Source organism: Micromonospora sp. DT47, assembly GCF_049844475.1.
Lineage (GTDB): Bacteria > Actinomycetota > Actinomycetes > Mycobacteriales > Micromonosporaceae > Micromonospora.
Genome location: NZ_JBNCLC010000009.1, coordinates 168,554 through 186,678 on the forward strand (window position 1 = coordinate 168,554; position 18,125 = coordinate 186,678).

17 protein-coding genes are annotated in these 18,125 nt (G+C 71.9%); 10 read left to right on the forward strand and 7 right to left on the reverse strand.

The window, feature by feature from the left end:
• Positions 1 to 5 precede the first annotated feature (5 nt).
• Positions 6 to 1,082 (forward strand): NYN domain-containing protein, encoded by a 1,077-nt coding sequence (locus tag ACLQ2U_RS16605; protein WP_425751549.1) that lies wholly within the window; start codon positions 6 to 8, stop codon positions 1,080 to 1,082.
• An 18-nt stretch (positions 1,083 to 1,100) separates the two neighbouring features.
• Here ACLQ2U_RS16605 and ACLQ2U_RS16610 read toward each other — a convergent pair whose 3' ends face one another.
• The 3 genes from ACLQ2U_RS16610 to ACLQ2U_RS16620 form a co-directional block, all read right to left on the reverse strand.
• Positions 1,101 to 1,964: an SAM-dependent methyltransferase gene (locus ACLQ2U_RS16610; RefSeq protein ID WP_425751550.1), complete on the reverse strand. Its 864-nt coding sequence runs from the start codon at positions 1,962 to 1,964 to the stop codon at positions 1,101 to 1,103.
• Positions 1,965 to 2,058: 94 nt separating this feature from the next.
• A complete protein-coding gene (locus tag ACLQ2U_RS16615) occupies positions 2,059 to 2,400 on the reverse strand; it encodes an MmcQ/YjbR family DNA-binding protein (RefSeq protein WP_425751551.1) in 342 nt (113 codons plus the stop codon).
• Between the two features lie 259 nt (positions 2,401 to 2,659).
• The gene (locus tag ACLQ2U_RS16620; RefSeq protein WP_425751552.1) at positions 2,660 to 2,830 is read right to left on the reverse strand and encodes a hypothetical protein; all 171 of its coding nucleotides are present in this window, start codon (positions 2,828 to 2,830) and stop codon (positions 2,660 to 2,662) included.
• A 502-nt stretch (positions 2,831 to 3,332) separates the two neighbouring features.
• Here ACLQ2U_RS16620 and ACLQ2U_RS16625 point away from each other — a divergent pair.
• Positions 3,333 to 4,796 carry an SDR family NAD(P)-dependent oxidoreductase gene (locus ACLQ2U_RS16625; RefSeq protein ID WP_425751553.1) on the forward strand — a complete coding sequence of 488 codons (1,464 nt, stop codon included), beginning with the start codon at positions 3,333 to 3,335 and terminating at the stop codon, positions 4,794 to 4,796.
• Between the two features lie 484 nt (positions 4,797 to 5,280).
• Here the strand turns inward: ACLQ2U_RS16625 and ACLQ2U_RS16630 are convergent, their stop codons facing one another.
• The gene (locus ACLQ2U_RS16630; RefSeq protein ID WP_425751554.1) at positions 5,281 to 5,997 is read right to left on the reverse strand and encodes a TetR/AcrR family transcriptional regulator; all 717 of its coding nucleotides are present in this window, start codon (positions 5,995 to 5,997) and stop codon (positions 5,281 to 5,283) included.
• Positions 5,994 to 7,208 carry an acyl-CoA dehydrogenase family protein gene (locus tag ACLQ2U_RS16635; RefSeq protein WP_425751555.1) on the reverse strand — a complete coding sequence of 405 codons (1,215 nt, stop codon included), beginning with the start codon at positions 7,206 to 7,208 and terminating at the stop codon, positions 5,994 to 5,996. Before ACLQ2U_RS16635 ends, ACLQ2U_RS16630 begins: the two co-directional genes overlap by 4 nt.
• A gap of 123 nt (positions 7,209 to 7,331) precedes the next feature.
• Between ACLQ2U_RS16635 and ACLQ2U_RS16640 the strand changes: the two genes are divergently transcribed.
• The 8 genes from ACLQ2U_RS16640 to ACLQ2U_RS16675 all read left to right on the forward strand — a co-directional run bounded on the left by ACLQ2U_RS16640 (position 7,332) and on the right by ACLQ2U_RS16675 (position 15,785).
• The gene (locus tag ACLQ2U_RS16640) at positions 7,332 to 8,084 is read left to right on the forward strand and encodes an SDR family NAD(P)-dependent oxidoreductase (protein ID WP_425751651.1); all 753 of its coding nucleotides are present in this window, start codon (positions 7,332 to 7,334) and stop codon (positions 8,082 to 8,084) included.
• Positions 8,085 to 8,526: 442 nt separating this feature from the next.
• Positions 8,527 to 9,360 (forward strand): ABC transporter ATP-binding protein, encoded by an 834-nt coding sequence (locus ACLQ2U_RS16645; RefSeq protein WP_425751556.1) that lies wholly within the window; start codon positions 8,527 to 8,529, stop codon positions 9,358 to 9,360.
• Entirely contained in the window at positions 9,357 to 10,073 is a 717-nt protein-coding gene (locus ACLQ2U_RS16650; RefSeq protein WP_425751557.1) for an ABC transporter ATP-binding protein, read from the forward strand. The genes ACLQ2U_RS16645 and ACLQ2U_RS16650 overlap by 4 nt, the downstream gene beginning before the upstream one ends.
• 29 nt (positions 10,074 to 10,102) lie before the next feature.
• Positions 10,103 to 10,981 carry a branched-chain amino acid ABC transporter permease gene (locus tag ACLQ2U_RS16655; protein WP_425751558.1) on the forward strand — a complete coding sequence of 293 codons (879 nt, stop codon included), beginning with the start codon at positions 10,103 to 10,105 and terminating at the stop codon, positions 10,979 to 10,981.
• A 68-nt stretch (positions 10,982 to 11,049) separates the two neighbouring features.
• Positions 11,050 to 12,117: a branched-chain amino acid ABC transporter permease gene (locus ACLQ2U_RS16660; RefSeq protein WP_425751652.1), complete on the forward strand. Its 1,068-nt coding sequence runs from the start codon at positions 11,050 to 11,052 to the stop codon at positions 12,115 to 12,117.
• A 53-nt stretch (positions 12,118 to 12,170) separates the two neighbouring features.
• Positions 12,171 to 13,442: an ABC transporter substrate-binding protein gene (locus ACLQ2U_RS16665; RefSeq protein WP_425751559.1), complete on the forward strand. Its 1,272-nt coding sequence runs from the start codon at positions 12,171 to 12,173 to the stop codon at positions 13,440 to 13,442.
• 299 nt (positions 13,443 to 13,741) lie between these two features.
• Entirely contained in the window at positions 13,742 to 15,139 is a 1,398-nt protein-coding gene (tnpB, locus tag ACLQ2U_RS16670; RefSeq protein ID WP_425751560.1) for an IS607 family element RNA-guided endonuclease TnpB, read from the forward strand.
• A gap of 19 nt (positions 15,140 to 15,158) precedes the next feature.
• Positions 15,159 to 15,785, forward strand: coding sequence for a TetR/AcrR family transcriptional regulator (locus ACLQ2U_RS16675; RefSeq protein ID WP_425751561.1), 627 nt, complete (start codon positions 15,159 to 15,161; stop codon positions 15,783 to 15,785).
• A 31-nt stretch (positions 15,786 to 15,816) separates the two neighbouring features.
• Here the strand turns inward: ACLQ2U_RS16675 and ACLQ2U_RS16680 are convergent, their stop codons facing one another.
• Together ACLQ2U_RS16680 and ACLQ2U_RS16685 are read right to left on the reverse strand one after the other, a co-directional pair.
• A complete protein-coding gene (locus tag ACLQ2U_RS16680) occupies positions 15,817 to 16,992 on the reverse strand; it encodes a zinc-dependent alcohol dehydrogenase (RefSeq protein ID WP_425751562.1) in 1,176 nt (391 codons plus the stop codon).
• Between the two features lie 16 nt (positions 16,993 to 17,008).
• The gene (locus ACLQ2U_RS16685) at positions 17,009 to 17,989 is read right to left on the reverse strand and encodes an SRPBCC family protein (RefSeq protein WP_425751563.1); all 981 of its coding nucleotides are present in this window, start codon (positions 17,987 to 17,989) and stop codon (positions 17,009 to 17,011) included.
• Positions 17,990 to 18,125 lie beyond the last annotated feature (136 nt).

Below are 18,125 nucleotides of genomic sequence, written 5' to 3' on the forward strand. Positions count from 1 at the left end.
CGCGCGTGGATCAAGAAGACCGCATCGCCCTATTCCTCGACTACGAGAACCTCGCGCTGGGCGCCCGCGAACACCTCGGCGGCATGGCCTTCGACCTGCGCCCCATTGCCGACGCCCTCGCCGAGCGGGGGCGGGTGGTGGTGCGCCGGGCGTACGCCGACTGGTCGTACTTCGACGAGGACCGCCGGATGCTCACCCGGTCCCACGTCGAGCTCATCGAGATGACCCAGCGCATGGGCGCCTCGCGGAAGAACGCCGCCGACATCAAGATGGCTGTCGACGCGGTGGAGCTGGCCTTCGAGCGCTCGTACATCTCGACGTTCGTGATCTGCACCGGCGACAGTGACTTCACCCCGCTGGTGCACAAGCTCCGCGAGCTCAACAAGCGGGTGATCGGCGTCGGGGTCGAGAAGTCCACCTCGGCGTTGCTCCCGCCGGCCTGTGACGAGTTCCTCTACTACGACCGCCTGGAGGGGGTCGACATCGCGCCGACGCGGGCTCGGCGCGGCCGTCCGGCGCGGCTGCCGGGCGCGGAGGCGCCGCAGGTGGAGCAGGAACCCGAGCAGCAGCCGGTGGTGGAGGAACCGGTACGCGACGTCGACACGCTCGCCGTCCTCGTGGCCCAGACCGTGGCGGGTCTGCAGGGCAGTTCCAGCGGCGCGGTGACCGCCTCCACGCTGAAGCGCACCCTGCTGCGCAAGGATCCGACGTTCAGCGAGTCCGACTACGGGTTCCGCGCCTTCGGGGAGCTGCTGCGGCACCTCGCCGAGCGCAACGTGATCGAGCTGACCGAGGGGCCCGCCAAGGGCGACCCGGAGGTCTCCCTGCCCGAACACGGCGACCGGGAGGTGGCGTTCGGGCTCCTCCGCGCCGTGGTCCAGGAGCTGGCCGGCAGCGACGGCACGGTGGCCCTGTCCGGCCTGAAGAACCAGCTTCGGAGGGCACGGCCCGACTTCAGCGAGAAGAAGCTCGGCTACCGCAGCTTCCTTCAGTTCTGCAAGGCCGCCGCCACCAGCGGCGCCGTCCATCTGCGGTGGAGCCCCGAAGCCGACGACTACCTCCTCGCCACCCAGGCTCCGTGAGCGCGCCCGCGGCGGCGGTCAGGGTTTGCGGGCGACGGCGGCGTACATCGACGCCTGGGCCACGGGCGTACGCTGCTCCGGCGGGTCGTCCGGGCGCCATTCGGTCACCGGACTGATGCCCGGGTGGACCAGCTCGAGGCCGTCGAAGAACGACGCGAACTGCTCCCGGCTCCGGAAGGCCATGTCGATCATGCTCGTCGTGGTGGTGGGTGCCGCGGTGGCCGCGATGTGGTGCGGCACCAGATCGGTGGTGGCGTGGGAGATCACCACATAGCTGCCGGAGGGGATGGCCTCGATCAGCCGGCGGGTCACCCCGTACGGGTCGTCGCCGTCGGTGAGGAAGTGCAGGATCGCGACCAGCATCAGACCGACCGGACGCTGCAGGTCGAGGGTCGCGCGCAGGTCGGGGTGCCACAGGATCCGCTCGGGGTCGCGCAGGTCGGCGTCGACGTAGGCGGTGGCCCCGTCCGGTGCGCTGGTCAGCAGGGCGCGGGCGTGCGCGAGCACGATCGGGTCGTTGTCCACGTACACCACCCGCGATTCCGGTGTGACGCCCTGGGCGACCTCGTGCATGTTGGGGCTGGTCGGGATGCCCGTTCCGATATCGAGGAACTGTCGGATGCCGGCCTGCGCGGCGAGGTGGCGGGTGGCCCGCTGCATGAACCGCCGGTTCTCGATCACCGTGGTCCGGATCGCCGGGTAGGCCGCGGCGACCGCGTCACCCGACTCCCGGTCCGCGGCGAAGTTGTCCTTGCCGCCGAGCCAGTAGTCGTAACGGCGGGCGGCGTGCGGCACGGTCGGGTCGATCCGCGACGATGGCGGGACGTCATCCGTCAGGGGGGACCTGCTCGACGGGAGTGGCTCCGACGTCGTGTCGGCCATCGTGACCTCCGTGCGCTCGGGGACGGCACGGCGATCCTACCGGCACGACGGTCGTGCGGCGCACCCGTCACATGCAGGGCGGTCGATGCCGGCCTCAGTCGCCCAGCCGCTGTCGGGCGAGGAACTTCGGCACCACCATCCGCCACGCCTCGGTCACCAGCTCGGTCATGTGGTCGGGGTCGAGCCGGGCGAGATGGCAGCACACCCAGTGGAACCGCAGGTCGGATGCGCCGGGCAGGAAGAACAGGTCCGGCTCGGCGGCGACGAGGCCGTCGCGCTGCTCCCTGGGGTAGCCGAAACCCATCGTCTGCTCGTCCCGGGAGAACGCGACGTACACGATGGAGCCGACCCGGAACTTCACCCGGTCGCGGACCAGGTGCTCGCTGCTCCGGGGCAACGTCCGGGCCAGCGCCCGGACATCGGCGACGGTGACCACGCCGGCAACCCTACGGGCGCCCTCCGACATGGAACGGGTGGCTGGCTGAGCGTGGCGACCCGGCTCAAGGCCACCGCGTTGACCCGGACGGGGTCGCGGTAGATCCGCACCGACTCTGCCGCGGCGTGCACCGCCGCGGGCAGCTGCCCCAGGTCGGCGTGCCGCAGCCTGACCGTGTTCAGCGCCAGCGCGAGCTCGGGCAGGTAGACCGACAGCGCCGGGCCGTCGACCGCGTTCGCTGCCACGTCTCCGCGCCAGGTCACTGCTCGTCGTCGACGACCTCGGTCCGGTCGTCGTGTGTGACGGTCACCGGGCGGTGCTCGTCGGGCTGGGGCGCCTGCGCCATCGTGTGGTGGGGATCCCCGTCGGGGGAGTAGAGCACCCGGTCGGTCTTCCCGGTCTTCTCCCGGTCTTCCTCCGGCTCCGTCACGTCCGCCTCCTGCCTGCCGTCCGTGTCGCATACGCTACGCGGCCACCCCGCCGGTCGGTCCCGTTTCCGCCCGGTACGAGGCGATCGGTGCCGCATGAGGCACCGCACGGCGTGACGCCACCGGCTGGTACGCGCGCTGATCGTCGGGCCGACCCCGCTCCGGCGCGCGGGCCGACCACCCGGGCTCGGGCCACTTCCCGCGCGCTCAGTCCGGCTGGCGGAGCGTGCGGCCCCGGACCAGCCCGGCAGCCAGAAGATCACCACCGCGAGGATGTGCAGTGGGGCGCTCCGGTCCCGTCGGCGAGTCGCAGCGGCCGACCGGTGCGGACGTCACCGCACCGGCATGCGACGGCGGCCGAAGCCGGACCGGCCGTCCGGCGGTGGTGGGCCACCTCACCGCCCCCGCCGTCCGGGGGCATCGCGCCGGCCGCGCCGCGGTGCGTACAGTTCCCGGGTCGGTCGGTCGGTCGACCCAGCGGACGAGGACGAGACGGTAGCGGGAATGACGGTGGACAACGTCGCACAATCAGGTCGGAACGTGGAGTCCGTGGGCATCGACCAGGACCAGCTGCGGACCTGCCTGAGCGTCTTCGAGGCGTTGGAGGCGTTGCCGCCCGAGCACCCGGACGTGGTGCGGGTGCAGCGGGCCACCGCGAAGCTGTACAAGATGATCAAGCAGCGGCGGCGCGAGGAACGGCGCGATGCCATCCTGGCCCACGACCAGGCCGTGACGGCGGCCACGGCCACCGGCGCGCCGGGCCGCATCGACGACGAGACCCGCGGCATCCCGCTCGCCCCTCCCACCCCGGGCGCCACCGCCGGCACGCTGATCAACCCGCGCGGTTGCTACAGCTGCAAGGAGCGCTACCGCGAGGTGGACGCCTTCTACCACCAGCTCTGCCCACCCTGCGCCGCGCTCAACCGGGAACGTCGCGACGCCCGCACCGACCTGACCGGCCGACGGGCGTTGCTGACCGGCGGCCGCGCCAAGATCGGCATGTACATCGCGCTGCGGCTGCTGCGCGACGGCGCCCACACGACGATCACCACCCGGTTCCCGCACGACGCGGTCCGCCGGTTCACCGCGATGCCGGACAGCGGGGACTGGCTGCACCGGCTGCGGATCGTCGGCATCGACCTGCGCGACCCCGCCCAGGTGATGGCCCTCGCGGACTCGGTCAGCGCGCAGGGGCCGCTCGACATCCTGATCAACAACGCCGCACAGACCGTACGCCGCACCCCCGGCGCCTACGCCCATCTCGTCGCCGCCGAATCCGCGGCCCTGCCGGACGGGCCGCTGCCGGAGCTGCTCACCTTCTCCGGCGCGGGCGGCCGGGGCGACACCGCCGCGCTGCCCGGCGGGCGACCCGCGATGACCCCGCACGCCCTCACCGCGCTCGCGCTGACCAGCGGCTCCGCCTCGCCCGAGCGGATCGCCACCTCCACCGCCGTCGACGCGGGCGGCCTGGCCCCGGACCTCGGGCCGGTCAACAGCTGGGTGCAGCGGGTGCACGAGGTGGACCCGGTCGAGCTGCTGGAGGTGCAGCTCTGCAACGTGACCGCCCCGTTCGTCCTGGTCAGCCGGCTGCGACCGGCGTTGGCCGCGTCCCCCGCCCGGCGCACGTACGTGGTGAACGTGTCGGCGATGGAGGGCCAGTTCAGCCGGGCGTACAAGGGTGCGGGGCACCCGCACACCAACATGGCCAAGGCGGCCCTGAACATGCTGACCCGGACCAGCGCCGAGGACATGCTGGCCGACGGGATCCTGATGACCAGCGTCGACACCGGTTGGATCACCGACGAGCGCCCGCACCCGACCAAGATGCGGCTGGCCGACGAGGGCTTCCACGCGCCGCTGGACCTCGTCGACGGGGCAGCCCGGGTGTACGACCCGATCGTTCGCGGCGAACGCGGCGAGGACCTCTACGGCTGCTTCCTCAAGGACTACGCCCCCTGCGCCTGGTGAGCCCCGTTCACGACAGCCCGGCGATGAGTCCTTCCCTGGTGTCGGCCGGGTCGACGACGTCGTCGAGCTCGCCGCGGCGGACAGTGCTCGGCCACGGGCGTAGGCGAGGGCGACCAGCTCGTCGTACCGGCGCTGGCGCTCGGGGTCGTCGGTGATCGCCGCCAGTTCCCTGCGGTGCCCGAGCCGCACCGCGCCCTCGAGCCCTATGGCGCCGACCTCGCCGGTCGGCCAGGCGAGGGTGAGACATGACGGGTGGAAGCTCCCGCCGGCCATCGCCGTGGCGCCGAGCCCGTACGCCTTGCGTCGTCGATCAGGTCGGCGAGGTTCTCCCGTACGGTGCGCCGCCCGGCCGCGTGTCGCTTCGCCGCCGCCTCGGCGCGAGCCGCGTCGCGCAGTCCGGCCTGGCGGGCCAGCACCTCGGCGCAGCTCTGCCCGCACCGGCCCGTGGCGGTCTCCCGAGCGGTGCCGGAGGGCTCGTCGTCGCTCACGAGTTCGTCACGGGCCTCGGGCGTCCGGCGCCGCCGCCGACCGGGTTCGGCCCGTGCGGGGCGCGGGGCGCCGCCCGTTCCGGTTTCGCCGGCGCGCGCAGGCCACCGACGAACAGCGCGACGAGCTGGTGACCGACCTCCGCGAAGGTCAGCGGCCCGTCCGGGTGGAACCAGGTGTGCGTGTTGCCCAGGGCGCTGAGGAACGCGTGGGTGATCACCGTGGCGGAGACGTCGGTGCGGACCACGCCGCTGTCCTGGCCCTCGCGGACGAGGTCGCGGAACAGGTCGTGGTAGCGCCGGCGCTCGCGGCGGGTGGCCTCGGCCTGCTCGTCGTCGAGCAGGTGCGCCGACCGGGCCCAGACGGTGAGTTCGTCGAGGTGCTCGGCGGTGTGCTCGACCACGTCGAGGGCTGCGGCGCGCAGCCGCTCCTCGACCGGTCCGGGACCGTCGGCGATCGCCCGCAGCCGGGAGGTCTGCTCCGCGAGCAGCTCCCGGTAGATGCTGGTGAGCAGCTCGGACTTCGACCCGAACCAGTGGTACAGGGCCCCCTTGGTGACCTCCGCCGCCGCCACGATCTCCTGCACGCTGGTCGCCTCGTAGCCGCGCCGGGCGAACAGTTCGGTGGCGGCCGCGACGATGTTCTGCCGGGCCGAGCCGCGCGGTGCCCGCCGCCGTCCGGCCGCGGCGGCCGGCTCGGTCGGCGCCACGGTCACCGCGACTCCAGCTGTCGGCGGATCTCGCGCCGGGCCACGTCGCGAACGTGCACCTCGTCCGGGCCGTCGGCGATGCGCAGCGTACGGGCGCCGGCGTACATCGAGGCGAGGGGGAAGTCGTCGGAGACGCCGGCCCCGCCGTGGACCTGGATCGCCCGGTCGAGCACCTCCAGCGCGACCCGGGGGGCGACGACCTTGATGGCCGCGATCTCGGTGCGGGCGGCCTTCGCGCCGTACCGGTCGATCATCCAGGCCGCCTTGAGGGTGAGCAGTCGGGCCTGCTCGATCGCCATCCGCGACTCGGCGATCTGCTGCTGCACCACGCCCTGCCGGGCCAGCTCCTGGCCGAAGGCGACCCGGGTGGTGGCGCGGCGCACCATGAGGCTCAGCGCCCGCTCGGCCAGGCCGATGGCCCGCATGCAGTGGTGGATGCGCCCGGGGCCGAGCCGGGCCTGGGCGAGGGCGAACCCGCCGCCCTCCTCGCCGAGCAGGTGGGACGCCGGCACCCGGACGTCGGAGAAGGTCACCTCGCCGTGGCCGTGCTGGTCGTGGTAGCCGAAGACGGGAAGCGAGCGCACCACCTCGACGCCGGGGGTGTCCACCGGCACCAGGATCATCGACTGCTGCCGGTGGGTGTCGGCGGACGGGTCGGTCTTGCCCATCACGATCATGATCTGGCAGCGCGGGTCGGCGATGCCGGTGGTCCACCACTTGCGGCCGTTGATGACGTACGAGTCGCCGTCGCGTTCGATGCGGGTGGAGATGTTGGTGGCGTCGCTGGAGGCGACGTCCGGTTCGGTCATCGCGAAGGCGGACCGGATCTCGCCGTCGAGCAGCGGACGCAGCCAGCGCTCCTGCTGCTCGGCCGTGCCGAACATGTGCAGGATCTCCATGTTGCCGGTGTCCGGCGCCGCGCAGTTGGTCGCCTCGGGGGCGAGCTCGATCGAGCGGCCCGTCAGTTCCGCCAGCGGCGCGTACTCCAGGTTGGTCAGCCCGGAGACGTCGGGCAGGAAGAGGTTCCACAGCCCCCGGCGGCGGGCCTCGGCCTTGAGCTCCTCGACGACGGCGGGCAGGTGGTGGAGCCTGCCGGCCGCCGCGAGCTCGGCCCGTTGCGCCGCGTAGACCGGCTCGGCCGGGTAGACGTGGTCGTCCATGAACTCCTGGAGTCGCTTCAGGTGCTCGGCTCCCCGTGCGGTCGGTTCGAAGTCCATCGTTGCCTCTCCCCATTGACGCGCATGTCCGCGACTCGCTACCGTCGCCGGACGCCGAACATACCGGCTGGTCGGTATGGCGTCCAGAGCACAGTGAGCGTGAGGAGCACCAGGGTGAGCGTGATGGACCGGTTCCGCCTCGACGGGAAGGTCGCCGTGGTGACGGGCGCCTCCTCCGGCCTGGGGGTGTCGTTCGCCCGCGCGCTCGCCGAGGCCGGCGCCGACGTCGTGCTCGGCGCCCGCCGCGCCGAGCGCCTGCCGGAGACGGGCGCGCTCGTCGAGGCGGCCGGCCGGCGGTACGCGGCCCGCGCCACCGACGTCAGCAGGCCGGAGGACTGCGAGGCGCTGATCGCCACCGCGGTCGAGCAGTTCGGGCGGGTGGACGTGCTGGTCAACAACGCCGGCGTCGGCACCGCCGTGCCCGCCACCCGGGAGACCCCGGAGCAGTTCCGCTCGGTGGTCGACGTCAACCTGATGGGCAGCTACTGGATGGCCCAGGCCTTCGCCCGCGCGGCGACGGGCGGCGGCGCCATCGTCAACATCTCCAGCGTCATCGGCCTGCGCCCCGGCGGCATCCCACAGGCCGCGTACGCCTCCAGCAAGGCCGGCGTCATCGGGCTGACCCGCGACCTGGCCGCACAGTGGACCGGCCGCAAGGGCATCCGGGTCAACTGCATCGCTCCCGGCTTCTTCCAGTCCGAGATGAGCGACCAACTGGAGCCGGCCACCTTCGAGATGGTCAAGGCGCTGGCGCCGGCCGGCCGCCTCGGCGAGCACGAGGAACTCGCCGCCACGCTGATCTGGCTGGTCAGCGACGCGTCGTCGTACGTGACCGGTGTGACCGTCCCCGTCGACGGCGGCCTCGTCATGCCTTGACCTCCGCGGGGCGCAGGGCGTAGACCGGCTGTCACATCGATCGATGAACCGCGACCCGCCGCACAGGAGGAGCCGGATGAGCTTCAACCTCGCGACCATCCTCCGGGAGCACCCGGACAAGCCGCTCTGCCACATCAACGACCTGACGTTCAGCTACGCCCAGGTCGGATCCTGGCCACCGGTCAGCCTGCTGCGGGTCGGGTGGCCCCGGATCCGCGCGGCACGAACCCTGCACAGCAAGTGCAGTAGTTGTGGTCCGCGAGGCCGCGATCGATCTTCACGAAACCAGAAAGTCCTGATCGGACACCGTGACGTCACAGGGTCGCAACGAACCCATTGACGAATTCCGCTTGAAAAGTACACTCCCGGTGTAACAAACCGACCATGCTTCGCCCGAGTCGCCCAGCGCATCCCCCGTCGCCGCGTCCTCCACGAGGTGAAGATGAGCCCAGCACCCTCCGGCACCCTCGGTGACGGCATCGCCCTGGCACTGGACCACGTCGGCGTGCGGTTCGGCGGGCTGGTCGCGCTCGACGACGTCTCCCTGCGGGTGCCGCCCGGCCACATCGTCGGCGTGATCGGCCCCAACGGCGCAGGGAAGACCACGCTGTTCAACGTGGTCTGCGGCTTCGTCCCGCCGACCACCGGATCGCTCACCCTCGACGGCCAGCCGTTCCGGCCGCGTCCGCACCGACTCACCCGCGTCGGCATCGCCCGCACGCTGCAGGGGGTCGGCCTCTTCCCGGGCCTCACCGTCTGCGAGAACGTGATGGCCGGCGCCAGTCACGCCGCCCGGGCCGGCTTCGCCGCCGCGCTGTTCGGCCTGCCGCGCAGCGACCGCGACGAACGGCTGCTGCGGGAACGGGCGCTCGACCTCCTCGCCGAGCTGGGCGTCGCGCGGCACGCCGACGCGGCCACCGCCACCCTGCCGTACGCCGTCCGCAAACGCGTCGCCCTCGCCCGCGCCCTGATCGCCCGACCCCGCCTGCTCCTGCTCGACGAACCCGCCGGTGGTCTGAGCGCCGATGACATCGCCGAGCTCGGCGAGCTCATCACGGCGTTGCCCCGCCGCGCGGACCGCGCCTGCTCGATCATGCTCGTCGAGCACCACATGGACCTGGTCATGTCCGTCTGCCACGAGCTCGTGGTGCTCGACTTCGGCAGGGTCGTCGCCGCCGGGACACCAGAGCAGGTGCGCGACGACCCGCTGGTCACCGAGGCGTACCTCGGCGCCGACGTCCTAACCGAGGCACCGGGCCCGGGGGCCGGATCGTGAGCGCCATCCTGGAGGTCGACGCGCTCAGCTCCGGATACGGCCCGGTCCCGGTGCTGCGCGACGTCACGTTCAGCGTGCCCACCGGGACCGTCGCCGCCGTGCTCGGCGCCAACGGCGCCGGGAAGACCACCCTCCTGCGAACCCTGTCCGGCCTGCTCCGACCCACCGGCGGCCGGGTCCGCTTCGACGGCGCGGACCTGCGCGGCGTACCCGTCGAACGCCTCGTGCGGCGCGGCCTGGCGCACGTGCCGGAGGGTCGCGGCATCGTCGCGGAGCTGACCGTCGAGGAGAACCTGCGCCTGGGCGGGCTGTGGCGCCGCGACCGGGCCGACGCCCGGCGGGCACAGGACGAGGTGTACCAGCTGTTCGAGCCGCTCGCCCGTCGGCGGCGGCACGCCGGGCACCAGCTCTCCGGCGGGGAACGGCAGATGCTCGCCGTCGGACGGTCGCTGATCGCCCGCCCCAGGCTGCTGCTGCTCGACGAGCCGTCGCTCGGGCTCGCGCCCCGGGTGACCGCGCAGATCATGGCGCTGCTGCGCCAGCTCTGCGACAGCAGCGGCCTGACCGTCCTGCTCGTCGAGCAGAACGTGCGCAGCGCCCTCGGGATCGCCGACCAGGGTGTGGTGATGTCCCTGGGCCGGGTGGTCATGGCCACCCCGGCGGCGCAGTTGCGCGACGACGAGAAGCTCCGCCACGCGTACCTCGGGTTCTGACAGCCCGCCGGAGTAGGAAGGATCCGCGGTTGGACCGGTTCTTGTTCCTCACCTTCGACGGGCTGTCCACCGGCGCCGTCTACGCGGCGTTCGCCCTCGCCCTGGTGCTCATCTGGCGGGCGGCCCGCCTGGTCAACTTCGCGCAGGGCGCGATGGCGGTGGCGACGGCCTACGTCGGCTACGCCGTCGCCTCCGCCACCGGCTCGTACTGGCTCGGCCTCGGCGCCGCCGTCCTCGCCGGCCTCGCGCTGGGCGCGCTGGTGGAACGGGTGCTGATGCGCTTCGTCGGCCACGCCAACCCGCTCAACGACGTCATCGTCGCCCTCGGCCTGGTGCTGCTGATCCAGGCGGTGCTCGGCATGGTCTTCGGCAACGAGTATCGGCCGGCGGCCGCACCCTTCGACACCGACGCGCTGTCCATCGGCGGGATCGCCGCGATGTCCCCGTACGACCTGTGGGTCCTCAGCGCGGTCATCGTGGTCGTGGTGCTGCTCGCCCTGCTGTTCACCCGTACGCCGATCGGTCTGCGGATGCGGGCGTCCGCGTTCGCGCCCGAGGTGTCCCGGCTGCTCGGCGTCGACGTCTCCCGCATGCTCACGGTGGGCTGGGCGCTGGCCGCCGCGGTCGGCGCCCTCGCCGGCATGCTGGTGATTCCCACCGGGCTGGGACTGCACCCGCACGCGATGGACCTGGTCTTCGTCATCTCGTTCACCGCCGCGGTGGTCGGCGGCCTGGACAGCCCGGCCGGGGCGGTGGTCGGCGGCCTGCTGGTCGGCCTGATCCTGTCGTACGTCACCGGCTATCTCGGCCCCGACACCACGCCGCTGGCCATCCTCGTCCTGCTGCTGGCGATCCTCCTGGTCCGTCCCGGTGGGCTCTTCTCCGGCGTGAGAGCGAGGCACGTGTGACCACGACCCGGTCCGATCCGTCCACGGTCGATCCACCGCCCACCCGGTCGTCGCCGCTGCGCCGGCCGCTGCCCGGCCCGCCGGGCACCACCGGAGTGCGCGGGTCGACCCTGCTGCGCCACCTGATCCTGGCCGTGCTCGCCGGCACCGCGGTCGTGCTGGTGACCAACCAGTTGCCGCCGTACCAGAACCTCCAGGTGGCCCGGGTCTGCGCGTTCCTCTGCGTGACCGCCGGCTTCACCGTCCTGGTCGGGCTCAACGGCCAGCTCTCCCTCGGGCACGGGGCGCTGATGGCCACCGGCGCGTACACCGTCGCCCTCGCCCAGCGGGCCTTCGCCGAGCGGGCGGTGCCGGGTCGGTGGATCCTGCCGCTGTCCCTGCTGCTCGCCGTAGTGGTGACCGCGGTGGCCGGCCTCGTCATCGGGCTGGCCGCCGCCCGGCTGCGCGGGCCGTACCTGGCCGGCGTCACCCTCGCCGTCGCGACGCTGGTCCCGGCGATCACCACGATCTTCACCGGCGTCTTCAACGGCGAGCAGGGGTTGGGCTTTCCGGCGGAGACGCCGCCGGCGTTCCTCGGCGCGTACTTCCAGCCGGAGCGCTGGCTGGCCTGGGTCGGGCTGCTCGCCGCGCTGGTGACGATGCTGCTCATGGCGAACCTGGTACGCAGCCGGTTCGGTCGGTCGCTGCGCGCCGTCCGTGACGACGAGGTGGCCGCCCGGCTGGCCGGCATCCACGTCGCCCGCAACCAGGTGCTCGCCTTCGTGGTCAGCGCCGCCTGCGCCGGCCTGGGCGGGGGCGTGTACGCGGTGCTGACCGCCACCGTCGCCCCGGGCAAGTTCTCGCTCGACCTGTCGCTGTTCCTGCTGATGGCGATCGTGATCGGCGGCCTGGGCAGCCTCGCCGGTGCGGTCTGGGGGGCGGTCCTGCTGGTGGCGCTGCAGGACCTGCCGAGCCTCGTCACCGAGACCTTCACCCTGCCGTCGGGCCTGGCCCAACGGCTGGAGGGCAACCTGGCCCTCGCGCTGTTCGGTCTGATCCTCATCGTCGTGATGCTGCTGGCCCCGGGCGGCGTGCAGGGCGTCGTCCGCAGGCTCACCGCACGTCTCGGGCCGCGTCGCCGGGACCCGAGCCGCTGACCCATCCGGTTCCACCACACCCGTTCGCACCCGTCGCACCGGACAGGAGAACCATGCACCTCACCGCACGCCGCGCACTCGCGGCCGCTGCCGGCCTCGCGCTATTGGTCGGCGTGTCGGCCTGCGCCAACGACGAGCAGAAGGCGGCCGAGAACGTCCCGGGCGTCACCGACACCGAGGTCGTCATCGGCACCCACCAGCCGCTCACCGGCCCCGCCGCTCCCGGCTACTCCCGGATCTCCGCCGCCACCAAGGCGTACTTCGAGCACGTCAACAGCAAGGGCGGCGTGAACGGTCGGAAGATCGTCTACAAGGTGATGGACGACGGCTACAACCCCGCGAACACCGACAACGTCGTCCGCAAGCTCGTCCTCCAGGACAAGGTCTTCGCGCTCCTGGGCGGGCTCGGCACCCCCACCCACACCAACGTGCTGGAGTTCGTCAAGGCCCAGAAGGTGCCCGACCTCTTCGTCTCCTCCGGTAGCCGTAACTGGAACCAGCCGGAGAAGTACCCGACCACCTTCGGTTGGCAGCCCGACTACACCGTCGAGGGCAAGATCCTGGCCACGTTCGTGAAGGAGGAGTTCCCCGGCGCGAAGGTGTGCCACTTCGGGCAGAACGACGACTTCGGCCGGGACTCCCTCGTCGGAGTCGAGAAGATCCTCGGACCGGTGTCGGCCAAGCAGACCTACACCACCACCAACCAGCAGGTCGGCCCGGCGATCGGCGCGCTGAAGGCAGCCGGCTGCCAGGTGGTGATCTCCGCGAGCATTCCCGGCTTCACCGCGCTCGCCCTCGGCCAGGCCGCCGGTCAGGGGTTCAAGGCGCAGTGGGTGGTGTCCAACGTGGGTGCCGACTACACCACGCTCGCCAAGCAGCTCGGCGACAAGAAGGCGATCCTCGAGGGGCTGATCGCCGACAACTACCTGCCGATGGCCAACGACGCGAGCAACCCGTGGATCCAGGAGTTCACCAAGATCCACCAGCTGTACAACGCCGCCAACCCGGTCGACGGCAACGCCGTCTACGGCTACTCGATGGCGTACACGTTCGTGCAGGCGCTGCTCGCCACCGGCAAGGACCTGACCCGCGAGAAGCTGGTCGCGGCGGTGGAGAAGGGCGGCTTCGCCGGGCCCGGCCTGACCCCGTTCCGGTACGGCGGGGACGTCCACGCCGGCTACAGCGGCGTCCGGATGAACAAGATCCAGGGCGGCGTGCAGAGCTACTTCGGTCCGACCTGGACCACCGACGACGGCGACGGCGAGGTCAAGGAGTTCACCGAGGCGCCGAGCGCGCCGCCGGCTGACGCGATCCCGACGACCTGACCCGCGATGGCCCGGCGGGGCAGTCGCTGACGGGCCGCCACGGTGGCGTGGCGGCCCGTCAGGCCCGGGAGTGCCAGCCGGGCGGCGTCTACACTTCCGGTGCCGTTTCTCCGGTGGGGCCGGCCGTACCGACAGGGGCTGTCAGCTGTTGTTGGTCGAGTAGGCGTTGGTATGGGTTGGTGACCTTGAGAGAGTGGGTTGTGCGTCGTGGCGGCGTGTGGGTCAGGTGTTCGGCGGCGCGGTGCTGCGGGCGCGGCTGGCTGGGGTGAGTGTCGTACTGGGTGGTTAGTGTGCCTGGCATGGGGCAGCGGGATCGGCTGAGCGTCATCCAGGCGTACCGGTTCGCGTTGGACCTGACCCCGGCGCAGCAGCGGGAGGTGTTGGCTCATGCCGGGGCTGCTCGCAAGGCGTACAACTGGGCGCTGGCCCGGGTCAAGGCGGTGATGGATCAGCGGGCCGCCGAACGCAGCTACGGCATTTCCGAGGATCAGCTCACTCCAACGGTCGGCTGGTCTCTGCCTGCGCTGCGCCGGTCGTGGAACGAGGCGAAGGACGAGGTGGCGCCGTGGTGGCGGGATTACTCGAAGGAGGCGTACAACACCGGCTTGGACGCGCTTGCCCGTGGGCTGAACAACTGGGCCGACTCGCGTTCGGGTAAGCGGGCCGGCCGGCGGGTGGGTTTTCCCCGGTTCAAGTCCCGCCGCCGGTGCACACCGTCGGTGCGGTTCACCACCGGCGCCATCCGGATCGAGCCGGACCGTAAGCATGTGGTGTTGCCGCGGCTGGGCCGGTTGAAGCTGCACGAGTCGGCCCGGAAGTTGGCCCGCCGCCTAGAGGCCGGCACCGCCCGGATCCTGTCCGCCACGGTGCGCCGCGACGGCGGCCGCTGGTACGTGTCGTTCACCTGCCAGGTCCAGCGCGTCGAACGCACCCCCGCCCGTCCGAGTGCGACAGTCGGCGTTGACCTTGGGGTGAGGCACCTGGCGGTGCTGTCCACCGGCGACCTGGTGCCGAACCCGCGCCATCTCGATGCCGCTCTGCGGAAGCTACGCCGAGTCAGCCGTGGCCTGTCCCGCAAGACCGGCCCCGATCGGCGTACCCGCCGAGATCCTTCGAAACGGTGGGAGCGGGCGCGCGGCCAGCTCGGCCGGGCGCACGCGCGGGTGGGGAACCTGCGCCGCGATGGCCTGCACAAGCTCACCACCCGCCTCGCCACCACCTACGGCACGCTCGTGGTGGAAGACCTGAATGTCGCAGGGATGCTGCGTAACCGCCGGCTGGCCCGGCGGATCGCCGACGCCGGCTTCGCCGAGACCCGCCGGCAACTCGCCTACAAGACACAGTGGTACGGCGGCCACCTGGTGGTGGCCGACCGCTGGTACCCCTCCTCGAAAACGTGCTCAGGCTGCGGCGCGGTGAGAACCAAGCTGGCCCTGTCCGAACGCACCTACACCTGCACCACCTGCGGCCTGGCCCTGGACCGGGACCTCAACGCCGCACGGAACCTGGCCGCCCTGGCCGCCACCGTCGCCGGGAGTGGCCCGGAGACGCGAAACGGACGCGGAGCCGACCGTAAGACCCCGCCCGCGGGGCTGGTGGCCGTGAAACGTCAACCCGGCACCGCCACCGCGGGCAAGACCGGGACCGTCCCACCGCAAGGTAGGACACCCGATCATGTGCTTACTTCTGCTACATGAGAGGAAACGGACCGTCAACATGATCGACGTGGACGCCGACGCGCCGGCCCGGGTGGACGGGCGAGCGGCGCGAGGCGAGCGCACCCGCAGCGCCATCGTCGACGCGCACCTGGCGCTGATCGACGAGGGGGACCTCAAGCCCACCGGGGAGCGCATCGCCGAACGGGCCGGGGTGTCGCTGCGCACCCTCTGGACGAACTTCAAGGACATGGAGACGCTGTTCGCCGCGACCGGGCGACGGGTCAGCGAGCGGCAGGAGGCGCTGTTCCGTCCGATCCCGCCGGAGCTACCGCTCACCCGACGGATCGGGGAGTTCTGCGCCCTCCGGGTCCAGATGCTGGAGGTGCTGGCGCCCTCGGCCCGCGCCTCCGCGCTGCGCGAGCCGTTCTCGCCCCAGTTGCGGCGCAACCGCGAGGGCAACATCGCCCGGGTGCGCAGCGAGATCGAGACCGTGTTCGGCCCAGAGTTGACGCACGCGGGGGAGGGACGCGAGCAGCTGCTCGACGCCCTGACCGTGGCGAGCACCTGGTCGGCCTGGTCGATGATGCGCGACGCGATGGGGCTCGACGTCGAGGCGGCCCAGGCCACCCTGGCGCGGATCCTCGGCGCGCTGCTCGTCGACGCCATCGCCGCCGGCCTCCGGTAACCGGCCGGCGCGCCGGCCGGCCCTGAGGCGGTTACGGCTTCAGCACGACCTTGACGCAGTCGTCCTGCTTGTTCTTGAAGATGTCGTAGCCCTCCGGCGCGTCGTCGAGCCGCATGGTGTGCGTGATGATGAAGCTCGGGTCGATCTCACCCTTGCGGATCCGTTCCAGCAGCGGCCGCATGTAGCGCTGCACGTGCGCCTGCCCGGAGCGCATGGTCAGCGAGCGGTTCATGAACGAGCCCATCGGGAACTTGTCGACGAAGCCGCCGTACGCGCCGACCACCGAGATGGTGCCGCCGTTGCGGCAGCTCAACACCGCTTCGCGCAGCGCGTGCGGCCGGTCCGTCTCCACCTTCATCGCCTGCTTGGCCTTGTCGTACGCGTGCAGTGCCGGCGACGCGTGGTGCCCCTCCATGCCGACCGCGTCGATGCAGGCGTCCGGTCCGCGCCCGGCCGTCATGTCCCGCAGCTCGTCCAGGACGTCGGTCTGTTCGTAGTTGACGGTCTCCGCGCCGGTGTTCTCCCGCGCCATCAACAGCCGGTACGGGAACCGGTCGATGACGATGACCCGTTTCGCGCCGAGCAGGAAGGCGCTGGCGGCGGCGAATTGGCCGACCGGTCCCGCGCCCCAGATGGCGACCACGTCCCCGGGCGTGATGTCGCACATCTCGGCGGCCATGTAGCCGGTCGGCAGGACGTCGGACAGGAACAGCACCTTCTCGTCGGGCAGATCGTCCTCGATCTTGATGGCGCCGACGTCGGCGAAGGGCACCCGCACGTACTGCGCCTGTCCGCCCGCGTAGCCGCCCATCAGGTGTGAGTAGCCGAAGATGCCGGCGGGGGAGTGACCCATCGCCAGCTCCGCGATTCCCGCGTTGGGATTGGAGTTCTCGCAGATCGAGTAGAGGCCGCGTTGGCAGGAGGCGCAGTTGCCGCAGGCGATCGGGAAGCCCACCACGACCCGGTCGCCGACGCGCATGCCGTCGCCTACGCCGGGGCCCAGTTCCACGACCTCGCCCATGAACTCGTGGCCGAGCACGTCGCCCTTCTTCATGGCCGGCATGTATCCCTGCAACAAGTGCAGGTCCGAGCCGCAGATGGCCGACGAGGTGATCCGGATGATGGCGTCCCGCGAGTTGAGGATCTGCGGGTCGGGAACCTCTTCGACCGCCACGTCGTTCGGGGCGATCCAGCAGTTGGCTTTCATCCGGTTCCTCTCCTCCTCAACCCATCCGCAGCGTCGCCAGCGGCCGCGCGGGACGCTGCTTGGCCTGTTGCTGGATGCTCGAGCCTTCCGGGCTGCCGTCGGAACGGGTGATCTCGCCCGTCTCGATCACCTGCTTGAACCGCCGCAGGTCGTCGCAGATCTGCTGCTGCGGGTTCTCGCCGAAGGCCCTGGCGACCGCCGCGCCGAACCGCCGGCCCGGCACCGCGTACTCCATCTCGACCCGCACCTCCGTGCCGCGCCCGTCGCCGGCCGGCACGAACCGCACCGATCCCGAGTTCGGCACCCTCGCGCCCTTGATCGAACGCCAGCTGATCAGCTGGTTCGGGCGGTCGTCGACGATCTCCGCGTCCCACTGGACCCTCCGCCCGACCGGCGCCTTCGCCGTCCAGTGCGATCGCCGGTCACCGGTCGTCCGCACCTCCCGCAGGTGGTACATGAAACGGGGCAGGTTCTCGAAGTCGTGCCAGAACCGGTACGTCTCCTCCGCGCCGCGGTTGACCGTCACCGAGGCGTGTACCCGGCCGCCGTCGGGCCTGGGCCGGCGCCGGGTAGCCCGTACCGCCGTGTACAGGTCGATCGCGGTGATCCCGGCGACCGCCGAGGTCGTGTACACCAGCCGCCGCCGTCGGTCGCCCGGCCGGTGCCGCATCGCCTGGCCGCAGGCGGCGAGGTCCATGACGTCGCCGGCGACCCGCGTCCACGCCGCCCACCCCGCCCGGCGGGGGATCAGCAGCGACGCGGCGTGACCCAGCTCCCGAACCCCGGCGACTCGCAGTACGGTCTGCGCGGTGCGGGAGTCGTCGATGCCGGCGAGCCGGCTGACCCGTTGCCGGGCGGCGAGGGCGGCCACGCCCAGTCCGAGACTGAACCACCCCAGCAGTCGTGCCGTCCCCTCCGACCCGCGGTCCTGGCTCTCCCGTTCGATGCCGAGGGAGTCCGTCACGGACCGCGCGCTCAGCGTGTTCTTCCTCTTCATCCGTCCTCACCCTGCAATCTGACGCTGGCGGCCGCTCGTCGTGACCGGTTCCACCTCTCGCGTGTGCGTCGAGGTGCGCTGGCTTCCCCGAATCCCCAGGTCTACGCCCGCCCGCCGGGAACTGGCGGAGCCGGTC